This is a genomic window from Flammeovirga sp. SubArs3, assembly GCF_947387565.1.
In the GTDB taxonomy this organism is placed as follows: Bacteria; Bacteroidota; Bacteroidia; order Cytophagales; family Flammeovirgaceae; genus Flammeovirga; species Flammeovirga agarivorans.
This window is the reverse complement of record NZ_CANDOA010000005.1, coordinates 218,418-242,807: the sequence shown is the minus strand read 5'-3', so window position 1 is coordinate 242,807 and position 24,390 is coordinate 218,418. Positions and strand designations below refer to the sequence as shown.

Annotated in this window: 10 protein-coding genes; 2 read left to right on the top strand and 8 right to left on the bottom strand. The window is 35.2% G+C overall.

The genetic code is table 11. The annotated features are described in order from the left end of the window. Positions 1 to 139: 139 nt before the first annotated feature. From QL232_RS15940 to QL232_RS15915, 6 genes are all read right to left on the bottom strand, one after another. The gene (locus QL232_RS15940) at positions 140 to 2,050 is read right to left on the bottom strand and encodes a hypothetical protein (protein WP_281614850.1); all 1,911 of its coding nucleotides are present in this window, start codon (positions 2,048 to 2,050) and stop codon (positions 140 to 142) included. A gap of 380 nt (positions 2,051 to 2,430) precedes the next feature. Continuing rightward, the gene (locus tag QL232_RS15935) at positions 2,431 to 4,692 is read right to left on the bottom strand and encodes a beta-galactosidase (protein ID WP_281614849.1); all 2,262 of its coding nucleotides are present in this window, start codon (positions 4,690 to 4,692) and stop codon (positions 2,431 to 2,433) included. A 64-nt stretch (positions 4,693 to 4,756) separates the two neighbouring features. Beyond that, positions 4,757 to 5,479 carry a T9SS type A sorting domain-containing protein gene (locus tag QL232_RS15930; protein ID WP_281614848.1) on the bottom strand — a complete coding sequence of 241 codons (723 nt, stop codon included), beginning with the start codon at positions 5,477 to 5,479 and terminating at the stop codon, positions 4,757 to 4,759. Between the two features lie 18 nt (positions 5,480 to 5,497). After that, a complete protein-coding gene (locus QL232_RS15925) occupies positions 5,498 to 6,985 on the bottom strand; it encodes a hypothetical protein (protein WP_281614847.1) in 1,488 nt (495 codons plus the stop codon). Between the two features lie 256 nt (positions 6,986 to 7,241). Continuing rightward, on the bottom strand, positions 7,242 to 9,071 hold the full coding sequence (locus QL232_RS15920; protein ID WP_281614846.1) for a right-handed parallel beta-helix repeat-containing protein: 1,830 nt from the start codon (positions 9,069 to 9,071) through the stop codon (positions 7,242 to 7,244). Positions 9,072 to 9,082: 11 nt separating this feature from the next. Continuing rightward, a complete protein-coding gene (locus QL232_RS15915; protein ID WP_281614845.1) occupies positions 9,083 to 11,428 on the bottom strand; it encodes a sugar-binding domain-containing protein in 2,346 nt (781 codons plus the stop codon). 341 nt (positions 11,429 to 11,769) lie between these two features. Here QL232_RS15915 and QL232_RS15910 point away from each other — a divergent pair, with 341 nt between their 5' ends. Beyond that, positions 11,770 to 13,215 carry a sulfatase gene (locus QL232_RS15910; protein WP_281614844.1) on the top strand — a complete coding sequence of 482 codons (1,446 nt, stop codon included), beginning with the start codon at positions 11,770 to 11,772 and terminating at the stop codon, positions 13,213 to 13,215. A gap of 83 nt (positions 13,216 to 13,298) precedes the next feature. Here the strand turns inward: QL232_RS15910 and QL232_RS15905 are convergent, their stop codons facing one another. Together QL232_RS15905 and QL232_RS15900 are read right to left on the bottom strand one after the other, a co-directional pair. Next, positions 13,299 to 15,779, bottom strand: coding sequence for a T9SS type A sorting domain-containing protein (locus tag QL232_RS15905; RefSeq protein ID WP_281614843.1), 2,481 nt, complete (start codon positions 15,777 to 15,779; stop codon positions 13,299 to 13,301). Between the two features lie 262 nt (positions 15,780 to 16,041). Then, complete coding sequence (locus QL232_RS15900; protein WP_281614842.1) at positions 16,042 to 22,182, bottom strand: PKD domain-containing protein; 6,141 nt, start codon at positions 22,180 to 22,182, stop codon at positions 16,042 to 16,044. Between the two features lie 753 nt (positions 22,183 to 22,935). On the opposite strand from QL232_RS15900, the gene QL232_RS15895 reads away from it, so the two are divergent. Then, the gene (locus QL232_RS15895; RefSeq protein ID WP_281614841.1) at positions 22,936 to 24,276 is read left to right on the top strand and encodes a family 16 glycosylhydrolase; all 1,341 of its coding nucleotides are present in this window, start codon (positions 22,936 to 22,938) and stop codon (positions 24,274 to 24,276) included. The last annotated feature ends 114 nt before the right edge of the window (positions 24,277 to 24,390 follow it).

Here is a 24,390-nt window from a genome sequence, read left to right as displayed (position 1 = left end):
GTCTCAAATATCCTAGGTGAACAGAAAAAACAAGTTGTTATCCAAAAACTATATGTTTCTCTATGTATAAAAAAAAGAGCACAACAAGGTCGTACTCTTTAAATAATTACTTTTCTATTTTTAAGCTATATTTCTACGTTTATTTTAGATTCTGTGTTCCGGGTAAAATGTTATATCCTTTTAGTACATCATCAACATCATCATCTAGCGTAAGCATACCTTTGTTGTTCTGTGCACTTTCCTCTAGTTCACACCAAATCTCGTAATGGAGATCCTCTAAGATACTTTTGATTTGAAGCTTGTACTTTTTATAATTTTTATCTTGAATACTCAAATACTTCTCTGAGTCATGTCCATATTTCTGAATTGCCTCCAAGTTTGTAATAAACCTTTCTGTTGCAGCCATTTTCCAATCGATCTGATCTTGTCTTGAAATCAAGAACCTTTTTCTCATTTGTTCTATCTCATTGTTTAAGATGATCTCTTGAGAATAAGACGCATACTTTCTATCTAGATTAGAAAAAGTATAGGTTAAGAAGTCTATATTTTCTTCAGCTGCTTGAATATTCTTAGGGACCAAATAATTAATCACCGATTCTTTTCCTCTTTTTACTCTAACGTGTATATCACCTTTTTCTTTAGGTACATAGAATGCATACACTCCTTTGGGAGCAGTGCCTACAAATTCGTTATTACAATAAACCTCACCTTGTTCATTTAGAACCGTAACAATTTCTACACTATCCATTTCCGGTAGTTTATAAAATCTACTATTCACTTTTACTGTAATACCTGTATTCTTATTTAAACCACCGGTCATATAGTTTTTAAAAGAAACCATCACCATTTCATCTTGTGTAGTAGTCACTCCATTTTTCCATTGGTTTTTGTAGTAATTCAACAATAAACCAGGTCCGTATCCATGGTGAATCTCGGGAGCAAAATGAGAACCCGCATCATAGAAATTCCAAGAAGATACACAAAAAGCATCTGCATCACGATTCACTCCTTTTTCTAAGAGTTTTCTTAATGTGCCCGTCATCTTGTAATTGTTCCCTTTTATATATAAGTCCCTATTCTGTACAGTTTGTGCATATTTAGAACCTTCATCTACTTTCTTGTTATTGACCTTGCTATACAATTGCACACCTTGACCATCTGAGAATACACTCTGTACAAATGGCCGTTTTCTGTTCTTACAAATTCTTTTTAAGTTATCGATACCCTTTTCGTATGTCTGAATACCTCTCGCTGTATACACTGCAGGAAAATGATCTAATACTTGATTTACAAAGTAGTTGTTCCCAACAACATCTGCTTGATAAACAAAGGCCACATCGTCTTTTAATTTATTTCTCAATGATGAATAGACATCCGCTACTTTTTCCATGAGAGAAGGGTCCTTCACAAATTGCTTCGAGTATAGTTTTACTAATCCTTCATCGATGACTTTCTGAGTGAATTTAGTAAAGACGATGACCTTACCATTTCCAGTTCTCAACCACTTTTTAGAAAAGTTTGTGGTTTCAAATAGTTCGTTCAGGTTCTTTTCTACTTTCATCATCATGTGGGTCACAGGTATACTTTTATTCCTGTTCATCTCCACCGCGATAGTAAACTTAAAATCTATTTCTCTCTCTTCTGCTACTTTTACATAGGCAGCAAAGATCTTTTTAAACTGTCTGATATAGAAATCACTTCCAAGAGGTCTAAATTCAAATTTGAATGCATCGATTCCCATTAATTTTGCTGAACGCATTTCAAATTCATAAGCATCTTTATTCTCCATTGGGTTGGTCATTAAAGATACATGAGGAACTGATGTTCTGTATTTACCATTAAATGATTCTTCACCAAAAGTAGTCTCATATTTCATACCTTTTAAGTACGCATCATTTACTGCGTAATTAAAGTATGGATGATTTAAAGCTATTACAACTTTCTCAGGGAAGAAGACATCTGCTGTTTCTTGAATGGTAGTCTGAGCAATGATGTTGAAATAAGTGCTTAAGAATAGAATAATCGTTGATAGTATTTTTAGATGTTTCATTTCAATAAAAAATTAGTGTAATAATTTTCATCAGTAAATGTTCGAACACTACAAGTATTGGTTAAAAACAGCTTTTAATCAACTAAAAAGGGCGATTCCTTACGCAAAGTAACGTATTATGGATCCAAAGAAATATTTCAAAAGGACATTAACAAAAACAATGTACACCCGTTATTTATTTCGATTTCTTGTATCTACACAAATACTTATTATAACCGTTAGGTATTTGCGAGAAATAACAGAAAAGTATGGTTTAAAGTGTTATGTGAAATTTTAATATTACTGAGGTGATTGATCTTTTTAGAAAGAACGCCTTACATTGTGTAAGGCGCTCTTGAAGTAGAAACACACATCTATTATAGTTCCAATAATATATTTTTTTACAAACCTTTCTTCTGAATAGTTCCCACTTTTAATAAATACACATCAAGTGGTTTCAAGGTAAATCCATTCTCAATTTTGTTCCCTGTAATCACATCTGTAATCTCCACACTTTGGTCTATCCCATTTAATAGAACATCAAGTTTAGCCTCCGACTTACCCACATTGACAATAGATACAATCTTATGTTTTTCTTCATTTTCGAAATATCTCCAGATGCACCCTTTATGACTCAACATATTTGTTTCATGAATCTGTAGATCATCTTTCTTTACTATGCTAAGTACTTTTTTCTGAATATTCTCTGCTGTGTTGAACTTTATCAATTGTCCCTTACTTTGAGTCAGTACATCTATACTTTCGCCATATTCATTTTTAAGGATACTCTTATTGTCCATTACAATTGTCCCTCCTTGATCAAGATACTCTTGAAGAGCGTTTCTTTCCTCTTTAGTGACAAAAGGTGTATTTTCAATAACTACAACATCCCACAAATGATGTGGCTGTTTATTTAGAATATTTTTTGTCGCAAAACCTACTGCTATACCTTCAAAAAGAAACTGTTCATATGTATGATAAACATCTTCCATATGAGTTGGTTTATTGATTGCAGAAGTCTCTGAATGAAAAATACGTACCGGTTTTCTTAACTTCTGAATTTTTGTCAAAGCTTCTGCATTGGCATTCATATCCAAATAAGTTAATGTGATTTCATTGATAACTCTTGGCATTTGCGTTAAAGATGCTGCATATCCTTTAGACTCTTTTCGTAAAGAACCATCTACATCTCTAGGCCAAAACCATGTTTGCATCACATCCAGTCCTAACATAGTGGCTAACCAATAGGTGGCTCTAGCATATTCTGGTTTCATTTTCAAGTCTCTGAAACGTATCGTTGAAATAAAATGACCTTCTGAGTTAAATACTAATTTGTCTGGACTAACAGACTTCATAAAATCATAGCCAATACAAAGCTGTTTCCAATCAAAGTAATATTTTGATGACCACTCAGGCTCCTTTTTCCCCCACATGTCAGAATATACAGCTCCTGCATCGTTACCAATCACTGTTGTGACTTCTGTTAAAGCTTCTAAGTCTATTCCATGATCTCTTGCGTTCTCCGAAAACAGATGAGGCATTACTTTAATATGCGTATTTGCCTTAGGGTCATATTTATGAATTTCGTCTGATAAAAACTGAAACCATTCTGTTCCTCTGAGTTGGTTAAATCGCATCCAATCGTACCAAACAGCAGATCCTCGTAAATCTCCAGACATTGGCACTTGAATTTTCACACTGTCAAAGCTTTCAAATGAGGTATTCCAAATGACATTTAGTTGTGTGATGCTCTTATGTTTTTCTTCCAAGTACTTTCTAAACTTGGCAAAAGTATAGGATGAAACTTCACCTGTATCCCAAGATTTTTCTTTAGTATGCCAATGAGGCTCATTCACTAACATATAACCTAGAGAACTATACTTTTTATCTTTAAAAGTAGGTACAATACTTTTCAATAGAGATTGTTGTAATGCCCTTGTTGCAGGATGGTCAATATCATAATCAAAATACCTTCTGCTTCCTACAGAGGCTTCTGGATATTTTTCTGTAAACCATTTGGGTGGATTCAAGTGATTTAAAAATACAGTACCCACTCTACCCGATGGCTTTTCTATAATTTCCTTTTTGAAATTTGGTTTTAATGTTCCTTGTTCGTCTAAGAGATACTTTGTTGTTACGAATATTCCATCTAGATTTCCATGGTATTCTGTAAGGAAGTCTACTTTTGGTTTCCATGTATAATCTGCTAGAAATACCGGCTTACCATTGTACAGTGCATCACTCCCCTCAAGTTTCACTTTCGACCAATCAATTTTTTCGATAGGTTGCTTTACAACTTTTCCCTTCAAAGCAAGTTCTAGAGTTTGCTGAGCGTCTTGTAACATCAAAACAATCTCTTCTCTTTCAAAGTTGGGTAGTTCTTCTGCTACCTTTAAGGGATTTTGTTTGTACGTCTTTAAACGCTTAAAAAGTTGTTCATTTTTTTTAATGTTCTTTTCATCCCAATTCGCAAATCGCTCACAGATTTCAGCTGTACGGATCGTGCTTTTTTCTTTAGTTACATCAATCCCTTTTTTCTCTGCCTTCTTTATCAAAGCAAGTAAGGTTCTCTTTTCCTGTTGTATTTCATTCACCAGATTTTGAGCAAATGATGAAGTACTCATTATGAGTAGAAATAAGAAGTAAATTGTTTGTCGTTTCATGTTTTTTATCTATCAATAAATACTATGTACAATTTATCTAGAGAAAAAAGGGATTGATGTTTTCTTAATTTTTCAATATTCTAAACGTCTCCTCTCCTTCAATCACTATATAATATGTTCCTTTCTGTAAGGCCTTTAACTCTAACTCCGTTTTGTAATTTTGACAAAACTGAGAAAGTACTTTCTTAGCCTGACTGTCGTAAACATGTACCATATATTCTTTCTGGTTGGCTTGAATATGAACATCGTCTACTGTTGGGTTAGGATACACTTCCATCTCAAATGATTTCGGCTTCTCTATTACCTCTATTGAAAACGGGAACTGATGCCCATAATAAAGATCAAATTCTGCCGCTGATTCAGGGAAACTTTCACTAAACCTTTGTTGGGTATAATACACCTTGGACAAAGGATCAGATACATTGGCTTTTACATGGTAACCATTGGACTTGAAATTTACCATGATCCAATATTCTCCTGGCTCTAATACTGTATTTTCTAGAGATACCATCACTTCATCTTCTGTGAGTGTGATCGTATTAGAATGAAATATCAGCTCTCCCGGAGCTCCTTCGTCATCAGCATAAACTCCGAATTTTGCTTCCGTTCCAGTTGCCTTACAGTTAATTTTAATTTGATTTGTAGCACCTACAGAAGAAACTTCGTAAGGAACACCAACGATGTAATTACCAGAAGACAATATCTCTGTATCAAAGTTTAATGGTGTCTGAGCAAAAGCGAAAATCACCTGCAATTGTAAAGCGATAAATATTAATGTTTTTTTCATGATTATAAGTTTTTAGGGTTATTCGAAAATGTAATCTGTATCTTCAGCCGCAGTGGTAATCACTCTTGCTTCACTTCTATACACTACCTTATCTCCGGAGAAAACTCCTCCTAAAACTTCAATATCATTTTCATTAGGGATACTCACATTGTATCTTCCTGTAATATTCCCAATGGTATTTTTAGAGAACCTAGCTGTATACATAATTGGGGCAATAGGATGAGTTTTATAACGCTCCCCACCTGCATCTCTCACTATCAATGAATATACTCCAGGCTTTGGTGATCTACTGTTTCGTACCGTCACTAGTTTTTGTCTATGCAACTCCGTCATAAATCTTAACCCTTCTAATCCTGAGTCTGCTGGATAATTTGAAGCGACAAGATTATTCGTTCCATTAGACACCCTATTAACGATAGTTTGTTTGAAAGAGATATTCTCAAACTTAGTATTCGTAAATTTCCCTCTTCTTGACTGAGGTAATAAACTTGCAGATGCAATGTATAACGTAGATAAACTGTTTTCTGCATACAGATCTGTAGCATAAATATTATTACAGATCTTCGCATGAGGTTTGATAAATAATGCTGCAAAACCTAGTTTATTCGATACGTTCTTGATGTATACATCATCAATAGATCCCATCTTTTGACTTGAGGTTAAATTCAGATCATCATTGGATTTACCACTACCAGGTTCTAACCTTACAGTGATGCCTTGTTCACCTTCCAAGTTCTCAAAATACAAGCGTTTACCACTAAAAGGTTGTACTAATGCATAGCCAGTACCAATTCCTGTTGCCTTCGCATTTTTAACTACACCCTGAATCGGAATTCTATTGAAAGTACTTAAATCGTAATTTAATCTTCCCGTTTCATCTCTCCCTAAAAACTTGCTGTCTGCTACTAAAAATACAGAAGGATTAAGGGTATAATTATCTTTAATAATAAACCTCGAAATCGCAAAATTCTTTACATAAGCGACCTTAAAAGGAGTAGCTGTTTCTAAAGGATCAAAATTACTCAGATCTATTTCAAACCATGTGGATGAGCTTTCTGCTGCACCAATAATCTCTACATTAGAAATTACTCCCTGAAGGTTATTGGCATCTCTACCAAGGTTAAATAAGGTATTATTATTACCACTGCGATCGATAATAAAAGTAACATTATTTCCCACCTCAATTCGGATGTTTGATTTCAAGTTGATTTGTCCAAGCGTATACGTTCCCGTTAGAAACTTTACCACTCCACCTCCGAGGTTTGAGATTCTTTGGATTTCACTATTTACATCATTTGTTGTAGCAATTCCGTTTTTGAAAACCTTAGTAGCATTCACAGTGATATTGTCTGTGAAAAATGTAAGATTTTTTGTTCCGACAGTGGCTGTATGTTTACCAATTGTCTTTTGAGCAATAGCGGAGAAATTTAGGCATAGTAGTGCCATGCCTATCAAGAATACCTGCTTATAACAAGTATTTTGTAAGTTTTGATAATTGTAATTCATATTCAATTCATTTCAATGAAAGGGCTCTATTTATGTGATGTTGTTTACCCTTTTTTTCATTTAATAATTACACCATTAAAGGTGTTGTTAATTGTAAGCTAGCTATACAAAAAAGAACATCAGAGAACTGAACTCTCAGCCCTCTGATGATTTCATGTTGGTAAGGTAAATTGAAATGAAATTTTGTCTGTTACTTTAGGTAAGAATAATGTTTCTATTAGTTATATCTCTTATATAAGTAGTCTAAAGGCCTATTTTACTCCACCACATCAAGTTTACCAAGATGAATATTTTTATTTTTCTTTATTGATATTTCTTTTGATGACGCCTTATCTGTTTTGATATTTTGATCTTTCGGACCATGGTAATTATTGTTTTTCACTACTATGTTTTTACAATAATTAAAATCAAAAATAGGTCGATCAGGATGTACAGGTGCTAATAAATCATTTTTGGTAATTTCATTCCCCTCTATCTCTAAACCATCTACATTGTAAGCCCAAACGATACGATCATCAAACGTATTGATTTTATTATTGATAAATCGAATATTTTTATCGTAGGTAGCTGACTTATCGTATGATTTACCAAGTCTTGGCGTAATATATAGTACCGCATGTTCATTGCCACTCGATGCACAGTTGTAGAAAGTATTATTCTGAATAAGTACATCTTCTACTTGTCCCGATTCATACCAAAAGTAGGATTCCCCTCTAAAGAAGATAGCTGACATACTTGAAGAAAAGAAGTTATTTTCAATCACCGTCTTCTTTGGTGATTTCAGCACAATGTTTCTTGCTCGATGGTTTTGTAGAGTGCAACCTCTCATCACAAATTCTGGATTCCAAGTCTTATTCTCAAACAGATCACCTACTGATAAGTCTTTTGGTAGTTCTTTAGCGAAAGACAATTGGATATATTCTTCATTAATCACTTCTGATCCGGTTACAAAGACAGTCTCAACTCTTCTATCAGGGCTTGGTTGATGTACCCACCATAACTCATCACCCTTTTGAGCAAAGTCAAAACCTAATTGCTGGAAATGTTTTAGTTGAACAATCACCGTCTTAGGATCTAATATCTCACTAATTTCCACATAGGTTCCATGAACATTGGTTCCATCGTCAAGCATGTTTTCGAATCTACAGTTTTCTACGATCACTTTTCCTTTTACATTACAGAAGTGAGTCGCATCTGCTGTAGATGATATTAATCGATTAGACCCTTTTCGTACATACACCCCACCATTACTGATTGAAACATTTTCACTTCTTTCCGCTAAGAAACCCATACCTAAGGCATGATGAACAACCACTTGGTCGTACTTTAAGTTTTTTGAACGGATCATATGAAATGCCGGTGCATAACGATTATCGCCATGTGGGCCTTTAAAATTAATCTTGTTTCCTACTTTGGGATAATGTTTCATTCTACCATAGAAACGATAAGTATTTCCTTTTAAGCGTTGTACTTTTTCTGCTCTAAAATTAGCATCCCAAGCACCATGACTTACCGCCTTAGTCAGAGAATCAAACGTAAGTGTATTACCAAGGCTAGAATATTCCTGATGATGGATATTTGGGAACTTAATCACACCTTTGTTCACTGAAAATGAAAAGCCATCCGTATCCATTTTAATATCCATCCAATGCTCTTTCTCATTAACCTTTAAGACTGTACCTTGAATTGTAAATGGAGTATCCCAATCTATCGACAAGTGATTCACAGTTACATTTTCACAACTTTCAAATTGAAAAGGCATCATCTTGCCATGGAATATTAAATTAGCTCCATTACCTTCGATTGATACTTTATTAAATCCATCAAAAGCAAAAGCGATACGTTTCGAACCGTTTTTATGGTTTGTTACACTACAATACTTCTCAGTGGCAAAATCAGGTTTAAAGTAATAGTCTGCTTGCTCAAAGATCAACTTAATTTCTTTTGATTTGGCAGAGGCTATCGCTTGTTTCACCGCCCTTGTCATATCATTTGTTCCATCGGGTTGGATCTTGATCACTTCCTCTCCTTTACTAGTAATAATCACCGTAAAGATGAGTATAAATAATACCAATATTCGTTTCATTGTACTTTCTTTTATTCGTTTTCTTTATACTGAAAAGATCCTTTTAATTGTGTCTTCTTAGACAATGCCTGAATCGATAAACCTTGATCTAAAGAGTTTACTTTCAACAATGCAGTCGCAATACCTGCTTCCACTTGTACCTCTCCGACATTCATTAAAGCGACATCACCTGCAAGACGTACATCTATCGTATCTGCAAAATCATGTACTATTGTTCCTTCTTCATCTACTACTTCTATATAAGCGAAGATAAGGTCATTATTACCAACAGCTACTGTATTTTCTGCCAACTTAATTCTTAATTGTGATGCCTTTTTGGCTGTTTTTACTCGATCAATCTTAATCAGCTTTCCATCCTTATATCCTTCTGCTTTTAACTCACCTGCTACAAAATTATTGACCTTAAAGGTAAATGGAGCGTAAGAAAGCTTAGATGAATTTTTATTTTTATCTGCAGTTTGTATGGCAATTTCTTCACCATTTAAGGACAGAACTACTTGATCACAATTAGAATATACTTTTACATCTAATGGTGAGTTTTCATTCCAGTAAGAAGCGATCTTTACAACTGCATCTTTATCTTCTCTATACTCCCTTTGTGATTGATAGAAATAATAAGCAAACTTTGGAATACGGAAAATATCCGATAATCCTGAAAACTCTAAATCTGAGTGGTATCCTCTATTGTAGTCAAACATCACCCAATAACCATCTCCAAATGCTGAAGTATTAAGGTTATCATTCAATGCTTCTTGCACATTATATGCTTGTTGTAATAGTCGCTTTTCACCATAGGCTCTTGATTGCCTACTTGAAGTCTCGTAACGTGTTTGTTTATCTAGTTTATGCTGATTTAGTCCAGCATTTTTTGAATAATATTCCCAATCACCATATTCTGAAACAAAATAAGGACCTTTCCATTTACCTTCTGTTTCAGGGTGAAGAATCCTATGCTGTCTTGCTTGAAAATACACATCATAACCTTCGTCCATCCATCCAGCAGAATACGCCTTCACCTTCGGATATTCTTCTTCTACTATTTTGCTTAGTTTCTCTCTAAACTCCAAAGGCATTTTGGTTTCATTCAATGAAACTTCCCAAAGTAATACATTAGCGTGGTTTCTATCTCTTCTTATTAGATCTCTTGCCGTCTGGAAGATTTGATTCCTAAACGCTTCAGTAGGTTGATAATATTGCCATCCTAAAATAGCATCGATAGTAAGTAAACCTAGAGAGTCACAAGCATTCATAAATGCTGGAGAATGTGGATAATGAGAAAGACGAATGACATCAAAACCCGCATTCTTGATCAAAACAGCATCTCTGATTTCTGCTTGGTCAGAAAGAGCATATCCTACAAAAGGATATTCCTGATGTCTATTCACACCTTTTACATATCTTTTCTCTCCATTGATATATAACTCTTTACCTTTAAATTCAACAGATTTGATACCAATGGTTGTGACTTCATGATCAGTCACTTTTCCATTGATTAGTATTTTAGTTTCTAGCTGATATAAGTTGGGAGAGTATGTATTCCACAATTTAGGGTTTTTAATGACCATCGATTGATGCATCAATCTCTTTTTACCTGCAGAAAGTATCTCCTTTTTTGACTTTAACTTTTTAATGGTTTTCCCCTTCCATTTCAATTCTTGAACTAAAGAAATTGACACTTCTTTCTTGTACGTATTTTTAATATCTGTCTGAATAGAAATAGTAGCAGAAGACTTACTCACTTCTGGATAACGAATAAACACTCCACCACCAGCTACCTCTTCCTCTAATAAGGGCAATGTGATATGTACTGGATCTTTAACGATCATCCATACATTTCTATATAAACCACCGTATGTATTGAAATCTAGAATCCTTAACGGTTTAGGACCTGTTACATCGCTATCCGTATTGTCTAATCTGATGACAATAATATTTTGTTTCCCTGCCTCTACAAAAGAAGAAATATCAGCTACTATAGGTAGGTAGCCTCCTAAATGTTTCTTGACAAATTTTCCATTTACCCATATTTCAGCAATGTTCATTGCCCCTTCAAACTCCAAGAAGATTTGTTTTTGCTCCTCTTCTTTTTTGATCGAAAACGATTTTCTATACCAAGAAATTCCCTGCCACTGATTATTGACAACTAAAGGTTCTAAATTAGTGGTATGTGGTAAATTTACCGATTCCCAATCAGCATCATTAAAATTTGTCTGACTAACTAAAGAGTGATTTAATATTTCGCCTTCTTTAATAAATTTCCATCCCTTATTAAAGGATGTTTTATCACCAGCGAATGCTAAAGTTTGCATCACTAATAGTAATAATAGGAGGATAGTATTTTGCTTAATTTTCTTCATTTCATACAGTTTTAAAAAATATCTTTTTCGTCAACCATCCATCAAATATCAAGATTAATCCTATAGGCAGTGTTGCTCTCCGTAAATCATCTGTCCCTTAGCGTTAGATCATAATTTTGGCAAACCCAACTGATCCAAATACTTACATTATTAGTATAAAAACGGACATTTTGCTTTGTGGATCATAACAAAGTGTTTATCTAACAGATTGTATTTTCCACACCCATAGAAACAGAGATGTTTACCAAGAAACACATTGAAATAACGGATAAATACCTGCATTATCTCAAGAATATCGACTTTGTATTTGATAATTTTTTAATCTATTTAAAGTGAAGTCGATGAAATGTAATAGAATATTATTTCCATTAAGATCCGTACTACTTTTGTTAGCGGTTCCGTTAGTGTTTAGTACTTGTTATTCCACTCAGAAAACTGCTCATCGCAGTAAAAAAGTCAACATATTATGGTTGTTTGGTGAAGATATCGATCCTTGGATGCCCGTCTATGGAGATTCTACCGTTGAAACACCAAACATAGATTTTTTAGCCCGAAATGGTGTTACTTTCACTAATTGTTTTTCTATGTCTCCTGTATGTTCTCCTGCAAGGTCTGGTATATTTACAGGTGCTATGCCTACTACAATCGGAACGCATAACCACCGCTCGGGTAGAACCATTACAAAGCGATTACCATCACATGTACAAGTTGTTCCAGAAATTTTCAAACAGCATGGGTATTATACCTTTAGTGAAGGAAAAGATGATTTCAACTGGTCTTACAATTGGGACGACTATTGGTCGGGTTCTTATACTGAGAAAAAGCATTTTGGAAAATCGGGAACGGGTAGCTGGAAAAATAGAAAAGATGGCCAACCTTTCTTTGGAGTTATTGAACTTTATGGAGGGAAAAATAACAAGAAACCTGCCTCTCCAATTTCTCCCGATAAAGTAAAAGTAATGCCTTATTATCCAGATATTCCATCTGTAAGACAGCAGATCGCAGATCATTATAATCAGATCAAAGTTACCGATGGTGAAATTGGTGAGATTATCAATGAATTGAAGAAGGATGGTTTGTATGAAAATACGATTATTATTTTCTTTTCGGACAATGGATACAAACTGTTACGAGACAAACAGTTTTTATATGATGCAGGACTCCATATGCCTATGATTATTTCTGCTCCTGGGAATCCAAAGCTTTTGAAAAAATCTGGAGTAAGAGAGGATCTAATGAGTCTTTTAGACCTTACGGCCACTACACTTCAACTGGCAAAAATTAAAGTACCAGAGTATATGGAGAGTAAAGATGTATTTGAAAAAGGATACCAAAGAGATTTTGTTATTGCGGCTAGGGACCGTTGTGATTTTACAATAGACAGAATTAGAGCTGTGAGAACTACTCAGTTTAAGTACATCAAAAATTTCATGACCGATAGACCTTTGATGCAATTGCAATACAGATCACACAAGCCTGCTGTGAAAGCAATTTTTAAAGCGAATAAAGAGGGGGTCCCATTTGAAAATGATTGGCTTTCGGACCAAAGACCTGCTGAAGAGTTGTATGATTTAAAAAACGATCCTTTTGAGGTCAATAACTTGGCAAATGATCCTACTTATGCTTCACAGTTAAAAGAACTAAGAGGAATTCTTGACCAATGGATAGTCTCCACTAATGATCAAGGACAATATCCTGAAAGTAAAGAACAACTTAAGGCGGTGTATGACCGATACGGAGAAAGATGTATTAACCCTGAATTTGCACCTTTCAGAACGATCAACTAATTACATAAAAAGCACAAAAAAGTCATCCCTCCACTAAAGAAGGATGACTTTTTTGTTGTCTGTCGGTCGCTTATTTCTATTGATTATCTCATCAAGATAATACGTTTAACAACTTGTTTGTCTCCATCTGTAATTTTCATAAAGTACACACCGTTGTTTAATGTGTTTTCTAAATTAAGAGTACCTACTCCGTTGTTTGAAATCTGAAGTGAATCGATACGTTGTACAACAGTACCGTTGGCATTAGAAACTATAATCGAAATAGGATTAGAGCTTTCTAACTTCAGGTTGATTTTAGAAGTTGTCGGTAGTGGATAAATTGAGATTTCTGAAGCTAAATCTTCTAATGATGTCACATCACCGTCAGGGTTCTCCTCTTCTTCAGGAGTTTCTTCATCATCATTAGGTGTTTCATCCTCGTCCTCCTCTTCTTCTTCGTCTACAGGAGTCTCGTCTTCATCTTCTTCCTCCTCTTCTACCGGAGTATCATCTTCGTCGTCATCATTAACAACACTTACTAATTTAAGGTCGTCAATTTCTAAAATGCCATTTGTTTCTCTACCGATCGCAAGCTTACCTGTAAAGTCTTCTGTCGGTGTAAATGTTAAAGTATCATCATACCATACTTGTAATGCATCATCTGATGCACCAGCGTTATGTCCTCTGTTTTCGTATGCAATTGAAAGGTCGTCGCTCATTAGAACCGCTAAGTTCTTCATATAAGCACCTCTATTTCTTACTGTTAAAGTATAAGTTGTTCCCGCTACGAAATCAAAATCAGCAGTAGTATAAATTAATGTTTCAGCATCACCTGTCACATCGGGAGTATCAAAACGTAAGAAGCTGTTATTGTCTTGTGTTCCAATTTCAAGAGTTCTAACGGCATCTTCTTGTTGTACTTTCACAAAATTAAAATCTGTATCAACTGTAGTTTCCTCATCATAATTCGCAAAGTTATTATGATAATCTGCAGTGTCATCCAATTCTGTTTCTTCCTCCAATGGAATCTCCACTAATTTGATATCATCGATATCTAAAGTACCATTCCACTTTCTGTTAATTACCAACAAGATTTCCATATCAGCATCAGGGATGAAAGTAACGGATAACTCTTGCCAAACAGCCGCTAATGCATCGTCGTTCATTGCGTTATATGGAGTACTACTGTAAGCAGCCATACCAGTCGCAACATTAATTATTTTAATATCTCTTTCAAATTTACCTTTAGTAAGCGCTGAATAAGTATATTTTTTACCTGCTAGTACTTCAAGTTGTTGTGCTACTTGAATATTCGTATTGGCATCAACTGTAGCACCTGGAGTTTCATAACGAGCAATATTATTTCCTTGATCGTTTATCACTTTCATAGTACGTTCTCCCTCTAAATTTTTGAAGGCTACGAAAGAGAAATCCTCAACATCTCCTACAAGGTCTTGGTTGTTTGTATAATCTGCAAAGTTATTTTGGTATAATGCATCAGGATCAATTGGTGTTTCTTGATTTAATGCCTCAGCAGATAATGTAGAAAGAGTGATATTATTAATATCTAATGTACCAAAGTATGATCTTAATACTGAAATCTGACCTGTAAAGTCTCTATCTGGAGTAAACGTTAAAGTATGAGAATACCATGCATCTCTTGTTTCAGCATCATTCTTAGCATTATAAGCATCTGAAGTAAACATTACTCCACCACCTTTTTCTAAGATTCTGATATCTCTTGTGAAAGGACCTCTTGTATCAGCCTTTAGTGTATATTCAATACCTGATTTCAATTGGATATCTTGTGATACACTTATCAATGTATTTGCAGAAGCAGTTGCACCGTCAATTTCTAAAGTAGCGTACTTATCTCCTGCCTCTTCATTTACCGTTAATGTTCTTGTTAATTCAGGTAATTGGAATACATCAAGCATGAAATCACTAGCTAAAAGATTTTCGCCGTCTGAGTAAGTTTGAAATTCATTCGTATAAACATAAAAAACCTCATCTTCTGGTCCAGGTTCTTCTTCCTCTTCTTCTAAAGGTAGGTTATCCTTTAACAAGATATCATCCACCATTAATTCTCCATTCCAACCTCTAAACATTGCAATCAAACCAACAAAATCCTCTGCTGGTGTAAAAACTAGGGAGTGGTTATGCCATAATACTTTAAGCTCATCATTATTACCTGCAGTATAATTGGTCTCTGCATGTGCAGGTCCATCTGTTGCCACATTAATAACTCTTAGTCCTCTTGCAAAAGGACCTTTTGATCTTGCTGTTAAAGTATATTCTACTCCTGCTTTGAACGTTATTTCTTGAGTAATTCTAATATTAGTGTTTCTTGAAACAGCAGCTCCTGGAGTATCGTAAACTAAATGGTTATTAGATTCTTCCTCTCCGATAACCAAAGTTACATCTTGTACATCAGTTGGGTCTTGCATTTCTTGCAATAAAAACTCTCCAGCATCTACCAGATTGTCCCCAACAGTATATCCACTGAAGTCGTTTTCATATACCGTATTCTGTCCAAAACAGAAGGCATTAAATAGTAATAGTAACAGTATTAGATTTGTTTTCATAGCAATTAAGTAATAATTAAAAAATACGTTGAAGAGTGTTTCTCAATCTTCTTTTATTTCATTTCATGAATTATAATGATCATCTCAAATCTACAGTGTTCCAAAATCAATCTATGGCACTAGATTATCAATCACTTCTACTTACTTATCAATCCTATAGTGTGGTAGTTAATTTTGAGTAGGTATGAGAATATTCTTAAAAAAATGGCCCTTTCTTCTAGCAATACTAGAAAGAAAGGGCCTAGGGAAAATCAAATGAAACCTATTTCACTTGAACTTTAGTTGTTATTCTTCTACCATCTTTTGTAGATAGCATAAAGATGTACATTCCTTTATTTAGATCTCGAACAGAAATTGTCATCGATTCATCATTTTTATCCAATGACTTCATTTTCTGACCTGAAATATTATAAATACTTACTTTCACCACTTTTGAAGAAACAATATTTACTTCTTCTGTTGTTGGATTAGGGAATAATTTAATTCCTGCTTCCTCTAATGCAACTGAAGTTGGTGTAGTGTTAGCAACCTGAATAAGGTCTGTTTTTGTTTCCGTAGAAGAACCCGCTTCATTTGTCACTGTTAGTTTGACAGAATAAGTTCCTGCAGTGGTATAAGTATGCGTTGGGTTTTGATCTGATGAAGTTTCACCATCACCAAAATCCCATGCCCAAGAGGTAGCATCTGAAGAAGCATCTGTAAACTGTACTGATTCATTTTCTTCAATATTTGTTTCAGATACTGAGAATGCTGCAACAGGTGCGACTACTCCAACACTTTCTTCACTAACTACGATTTTCACTGTAGCAGATGAACTCGACGATGCATCATTTAATACTGTTAAGGTTACTGTATATTCTCCCTTAGTAGTATAGGTATGTGTCGGATTTTGTTCTGTAGAGAATTGGTCATCACCAAAGTCCCATGTCCAGCCTGTAGGAGTACCTGTCGTTGCATCTGTAAATTGAACAGCCTCATTAATCATCACAGAAGTAGATGATACTGTAATTGCTGCATTCAATGCTTCAGGTTGTTCTACCTCCTCTTCAACTTCTACTAATGAGATATCATCAATATCCAAGATTCCGTACCAGTTTCTGCCGATAGCGATTGTCGCATCAAAGTCCTCTGTTGTTTCAAACTCCAAGGTATGTGTGTACCAATCTGTAGCGTTACCGATATTAATTTGGTCACCTCTGAATCTTGGAGAATTTGTTTCCGTATCCATAATTAATGGGAAGTGGATCGCAAGACCTCTAGTTCTCATTGTTAATTGATACTTCTTACCTGCCACAAAAGAAATTACAGTGTTTGTTCTGATCTGGCCATTCGCAGACGCCGTCGTCTCACTGTCACCATATCGCATAAACTTGTTTTCACCTTCTACCACAGTAGTTAAAGTTCTTGCCAATTCTGCTTGTTGGAAAGCAATGTAATGGAACTTTCTATCTTCTGCTCTAGCATCATCTAACAATGACTCTGCTTCATCAAATTCTTCAAAGTCATTCGCATAAACATCAGAGAAAGTTAGAGCTGTTACTACAATTGTTTCTTCTGATGATGATGTACCGTTTTCATTTTCTACTTGTAACATCACTTTATACTCACCTGCATTGGCATAAGTGTGCGATGGGTTTTGTTCGTCAGAAGTTGTACCATCACCAAAGGTCCATAACCATGAGGTAGGGTTTCCTGAAGAAATATCTGTAAAGTGATATGTTTTTGATGAAGCATTATCCACTGCAAACTCAAAACCTGCTGTTACTTCTGGAATTTCATTTACAGTAATGTAATCCAACATCATTATTAAATCTTCTCCATCTTCATTACCAACCGTCAACTTAATAGAATACGTACCTGCATTTTCATAAGTGTGTGATGGGTGTTGTTCAACAGAAGTTGATTCATCTCCAAAATTCCATAACCATGAGGTAGGTGATCCTGTAGAAGTATCTGTAAACTGAATAGCTGTACCTAAATCAACTGTAGTTTGATCTGTTTCAAACCCAGCCACAGGGAATAAACCAGCAGAGATATAGTCTTCCATACTTGCCTCATCCTCTCCGGTTTCATTCATTGCTTTTAATGTCACCGTATATACTCCCGCTTCTTGGTAGGTATGGAATGGATGCTGTTCATCAGAAGTTGTACCATCACCAAAGGTCCATAACCATGAGGTAGGGTCATTAGCTGATTTGTCGGTGAAGCTTACCGTTAATGGATCATCACCTTCAGTTCTATTCGCAGTGAAGTCTGCGATTGGTGCTAATAATTGTTTTACTAATGTTACTGTATTAACAACATCTTCTACTCCTATCGTTACTTGATTAGCTTCAGCTGAGAAACCTTCATGATTAATAGAATAGTCGATAACATCGTTCTCTAATAACCCTGTAAATACAACTGCACCTCTTACATCTGACGTATACACTTGATCCGTAGTATTATCCACTACATCTACTCCCGATAATGGTTGTCCATTCTCATCTTTGATCATTAATGTATATGCATACCTTTCAGGAACAAATATTGGCAATTCTACATCTACAGCGATATCATCATTGAAAACAGTATAAGATGATGTCACCGTATTGTACCCTGTTTTTGATACAGTAAATGATTTACCATTGATGTTAGATGATTTGACAACTACCTGCCCATTGCTATCTGTAGATCCTCCAATAAATCCTTCAACACTGACAAGAGCATTTTCAATAGGATTTCCTTGCGTATCTTTTACAGTAAAGGTTACATCTCTTAATCCATCTGCTACATATTCGCTCTGAACGACTGCTTTTACATCATCAAAATAGATGGTACCTGTACCTTCTGTTGACGAATTGAAACGGAACCCTATCCAATTCAATACCGATGATGTATCAAAATCCTTCACAGTAAATGTTGTATTGATTGAAACCCACTTATCTCTTATGATACCTGTTAATGGTAGTGCAAATGTTTGAGGAGTATTTCCATCAAATTTTGCTAACAGTAAGAATTGACTAAGAGTAGATGCTCCATCGATATACATTCTAAAGTTTACTACAACATTTTCTTCATTGATAGTCACATTAGGCATAATTGCTGTCTTCGGAGTATGATTCAAATTGCCTGATGTAATCTCTTCATCGATTTGCACTTTTAAGGCACTACTACCACCCCATGCCATTTCATCTGTAACAGAATAGATCGCATTAGAAGCCCAATCCGCAGTGTTTTGTTCAAAACCAAAATCACAAGTATTGATCAACGATTTCTCATTATTCATACATCCACCTGCTACTTCTTCCATAACATCTGCTACTCTAACCTCATCAAAATAAATGATGTTATTATCTCCCGCCTCTGCCGGTTGAATCTGTAACTTCACACGCTTAGATGCATTATGATTATCTGGAGAAATGATACTTTTCAGTGTTACCCATTTATTTCTCTCCACCCCAGATACATCGAATTGCATAATCGGAGAAGTTAGATCAGTCACTCTAATTTTCTGAACAGTACTTCCTTCTTCAATAAACACCTTCATAGAGAATTCAACATCTCTATCAGTAGGTAAATTGGCTGAATTTTTATCTACATAAACCGATTGATTTTTTGGTAATGTACCTTCATTCTTAAAACGCATGACTCTATGACCATGAGGTGCACCATTGATATTTACTATACCAAAACTGCTATCTCCTGTCCATCTTACTCTTACCTTACCATTACCAAGGTCAATTAATGTAGGACCTTCAAAGCCAAATAAGTGAGAATTGATATAATTAAGATCTTCCGGAGCATTTGCAATATCAAGTGGCGTTTCATCAGCAGGATCTGTTCCACCGCCATTATCATTTTGCACTTTTACTAAGCGTATATCATCCAAGAACAAGAAACCTTCCCCTTCAGGGTTTAAATCAACCTCTCGGATTCTAATTGTCATCTGTCCATTATTAGGATCACTTTCTTTATTGAAAGCAAATGTCTTTTTCAAGGTCACCCAACCATCAGCTTCTGTTACTGATGAGATATCAAACGTATTCTGAATAAATAAACTTTGTTGTTTGTTATCCTTTAGGATGATATCAAATTGTTTGATCTTGTTATTTTCTTTTGCCTTTACTTTCAATGAAAGTTCATAATCCCCTTCGTTCATATAAATCGACTTGATAGGCGAGTGAACTGCAGAAGATGTCGATGCATTCACCAAAGAAACATTAGACATGTTCAAACTTCTGTTTCCTGATGCCTTTTCTTCTTGTGAATATGCTGCTCCATTAGAACCAATCGTCCAATTTTTCTCTTCATTATCAATTAATTGACTTCCTTCGAAACCAAATAAAACAGGATCTAAACCAAGGTATGGTAATGGAATATTTTCAACAATCTCAATATCATCAAAATAAACATCAGAGAATGTTCCTCCATTATTTGTAGCATCACCTGGCTGGATAACAATTGAGAACGTTCCTTCATCAGAAGTACCTTGATCCATCGTAAAATCATAACTCACATCTACCCAAGAACCTGTTGTACTAGGTAGAGTAAAAGGATCTAAAGTATTGTTCGGATTTTTCAGGAAAAGTCTGAAACGATTCGCAGCACTACCTTCCTCAATAAAGACTTTTGCTTTGAATGTAAATTTCCCTGCCGCTAATTTTACCATACCTGCAGGAGCATGAGCTGCACCTCCATTACCTGTTAAGGCAGAAGTATGATAGAAACGTAAACTACTATTACCTGTAGCTGCTTTTTCATCAGTGATCGAGAAGTCGTTACTTGCTCCCATAGACCATCTTTTAGCAGTACCATCTACAACCGCAGTACCTTCAAACCCAAATAAATCTTTGTTTAGAGGTAAATCTGATACTTCTACTGCTGGAGGGTCTGGAATAACAGGACCTGTTGTCATCCAAATTAAGAACTTAATACCAGCACCATATAGCTCATTCTTTTGGATCATTTTATGCTTTAAGCTCGCTTCTAATTCTAAAGCTTTCTCTCTATACATTGCATAATTTTCACCTTCCGTATCTACCAATTGGTTGGTTGTTTCTAATGGATCAACTTTTAAATCGATAAGATAAGGGTTGTCCTTATTACTTAATACTAACTTAAAGCGAGTCGTCGCAGCAGACACCCACCACCCTGCATCTTCAGTAATGAAAACGGTGTCTTCTTCAGTAACCATTAGCTCTTCACTTGTGTAAAGACGAGAAATATCTTGTCCATGCACATCCTCCATTGTTGGAAGTCCTGCAAGACTTAATAAGGTAGGTCCTACATCAACATTTACATGCGGTGTTGTTACCACTTTTCCACCAGGAATTTTCTTTGGGTAACGAATCATAAATGGCACCTTTGCAGAACTTTCGTAAGGTACCCCTTTATTAATACGGCTGTATTCAAAAAGCATGTCTCCATGATCTACAGTATATACAATAATCGTATTATCTAGTTGTCCTTTTTCTTCCAGTAGATCAAACATTCTACCGATGTTATCATCTACTGCTTTTACCATACCCCAATATTCTTGCATATAGAATTCATCGAATTCGCTATAACGATGCGAATGAGGATGTACATCATTATTATTTTCTTTATCAGCCCAATTTGGTCTTACTCCTTCTGTATCATAAGTAAGATCATAAGTGTATGGAGCAGTAAAGTTTACATTTCGACACCAATCTTGGTATTCTGGAGCAGAGTGATTTGGTGTATGGGGATCTGGAATAGACACCAACAAACAGAAAGGTTTGTCTTCTGAAATGTCTTTGTCCATAATTTCTATTGCTTTGTTCGTGTAGAACTCTGTCGCATAAATCCACTCTCCGTTTGGTTTTCCTTGCTCTCCCCAATCGTATGGAGGCACACCATCTTCGTTGTACCAAGTCCAGTGTTCTTTTTCAATACGCCATTCGATGTTATCAAAACCGAAGTTTCTACCAGCACCCCAAACTTGGTTTGCAGGGTCGTCTTTCCCTTCCAAGTGCCACTTTCCAACATATGAAGTACTGTAACCATTGTCTTTCAAAACATGAGCAAACGTTTTAATATCCTCGTTCATCGGTCTGTCATTTCTTGCTGCACCTGTTGAACCTGGGTACATTGACGTCATTAATGATGCTCTAGAAGGCGTACAAGTTGGAGAAGTTACATAGTGTTTTGTACTCACTGCTCCTTCCGTACCGATACGGTCCATGTTTGGAGTAGTAACTACATCGGTAGCATTCCATGGGTTATAATATTCCTCATTTGTGAGGTCCCCACTATGCATATCTAGTTCTCGGTATTTACTGATGGTTTTAAAGTTATGCTCATCAGTATGAATAATAAGTATATTGGGTTTGTCTTGAGCAAAAAGAAGATTTGACAACAAGATCATAATCATCCCCAAAAAAAGTCCATTTCTTTTCATAATGTTACTTTGTTCATGAAGAGTTGCTTCGTTATTAGTTGATCTTTAACAAGTTGTTTTGAACGTATTCTTAAAAAGTAAGAACCTTCATTCTTAAAAAAAGTATGTTAGATCTGAAGCTTATAATTAGTATATTAATTAAGTTGCCGTTCGCCAGTATAACATCCATATATCGGTCTATCTTGTCTCTTATAAAAATTGGATAATATATGTAGCAAACAGTTTGAGCTATCATTCTATAACTCTGGATTCATTTCATTTCAATTATTTCATAATTCTCTTTATTAATTGATGAAGAAAAATATTTGTAGAAACAACATTTAACGTATCCAAAGGTATCTTCATTCTTATTTACTTAGGTGATTTTAAGTGAATAAGATGTAACTTTCGGTAAGAAGATAAAACAACATTAGAGAAACATTTTTTAGTGAAACAAGGCTTTTGATGTCATAAACAAAGATAAAATCAGAATATCTGGCAGGATGAAAGTATTTCTTTGAACTCCTTTTTATAGAAATGAACAGAAAGTCGACTATTTGACTAGTATATACATTATATCAAATTTCAAACGATCTACTTTATCACTCGATAAGCTTCAACTGTCTGTAAAAAACACTATTAAACAGAGACTTTACGTATAGAAAAGTTATATTTACTTATAAAAACCTACACTCCTGTATTTTTGCAGAAATTGCACTTACAACATTTAATGACAGATATTTTTGTGACTTTTATTGTATTGAAATGAATAGCATGAACAAGTTAATCAGAATCGGTACACTGTGTGTGGCATCTTTTGTTACTACTTCGGTTTTAGCACAGTCTCCTTACTCTGATCCTAACAACAAACAAGGTTGGACACTTAACAAAGAAGTAAGTGATGAATTCAACGGAGCTTCTATTGATAAAGACAAATGGATCGTTCAGGGAGAAAACGATCACTATGAAAATAATTTTAAAGGAAGAGCACCTTCTCAATTTGTACCTCATGCAGTAGATGTAAAAAATGGGCACCTTGTGATCACTACTCGCTGGGAACCGGACTTTAAATTTCTAAAGGGGCAACATAAAGGGTATAAATATGAAAATATTACTACCGGAGCGATTATTACAAAACAGAAATTCAAGACGGGATACATGGAAATTAAATGTAAACCGGCTGATGCTCCTCTTTCTAGTGCTTTCTGGTTTACAGGTAAAGGTGGGGAATTAGATCTATTTGAGATTTTTGGTAAATATCCAAAAGATAAACATGTAGAAAAGTTGTATCACACTTCTTTTCATGATTGGGGCAAAGACAGAAAAGACCCTTTATATGGAAAAACTAGTTGGGATAATAAAGCACAATTACCGTATAGACTAGCGGCTGATTATCATGTATATGGTTGTGAGTGGGGTGAAGATTTCCTAAAGTTATATATCGATGGACAATTAATCCGATGCGTTACCAAAGAGGAATTGGGAGACAAATGGGTAATGAACAACGAACAAAAAGTTTGGGTTGATAACGAAGTATTTCCATGGAAAGTGAATCCTAAAAAGGAAGATATCACTGAGAAAGGAGTAGAGTTTTTAGTGGATTATGTCCGTGTATGGCAAAGAAAACCATCTTCAGATGTTTCCTGTGAAATTCATGAAAATGTACTTGAAAATGCTGACTTCGACAATGGTTTAGAAAATTGGGATATAGAAGGAAAGGTGAAGCTTGTTAATGCTAAAGGTAAAAATGAGGCAGGTATGAATTATATCAAGCTTGGCGCTGGAAAAGAGTCTACCATTTCAAGAACAGTGAAATTAAAACCAAATACTACCTATGTATTATCTGCTTCAGCTCGCGCTCCGATGACAAATATGAAAGACATTTGGCAGAACGGTTGGTTGGGTGTCAAGGCTTTTGGTAAAAAAGGGCAACAGCCAATTATTAAGTATTTTAAGAATGAATGGTACCGCCAAAGTATTGTTTTCACTACTGGGCAGTTTGCGAATCAAACTTATATCTACTTTACCAACAAATGGCAGAAAAAGGAAGTACATGTAGATTACTTCGAATTGACGGAAGTAGAAGCTGCTCCGGAAGTATTGGATGGAAAATAGTTAATACGAATATATTCATCATGATTGAGATGAGGTCTTACAGTGTATGGCCTCATTTTCAGTTAATAAGGGTTGGACAGTACGCTACTATCCAACCCTATTTTATTCATCTAT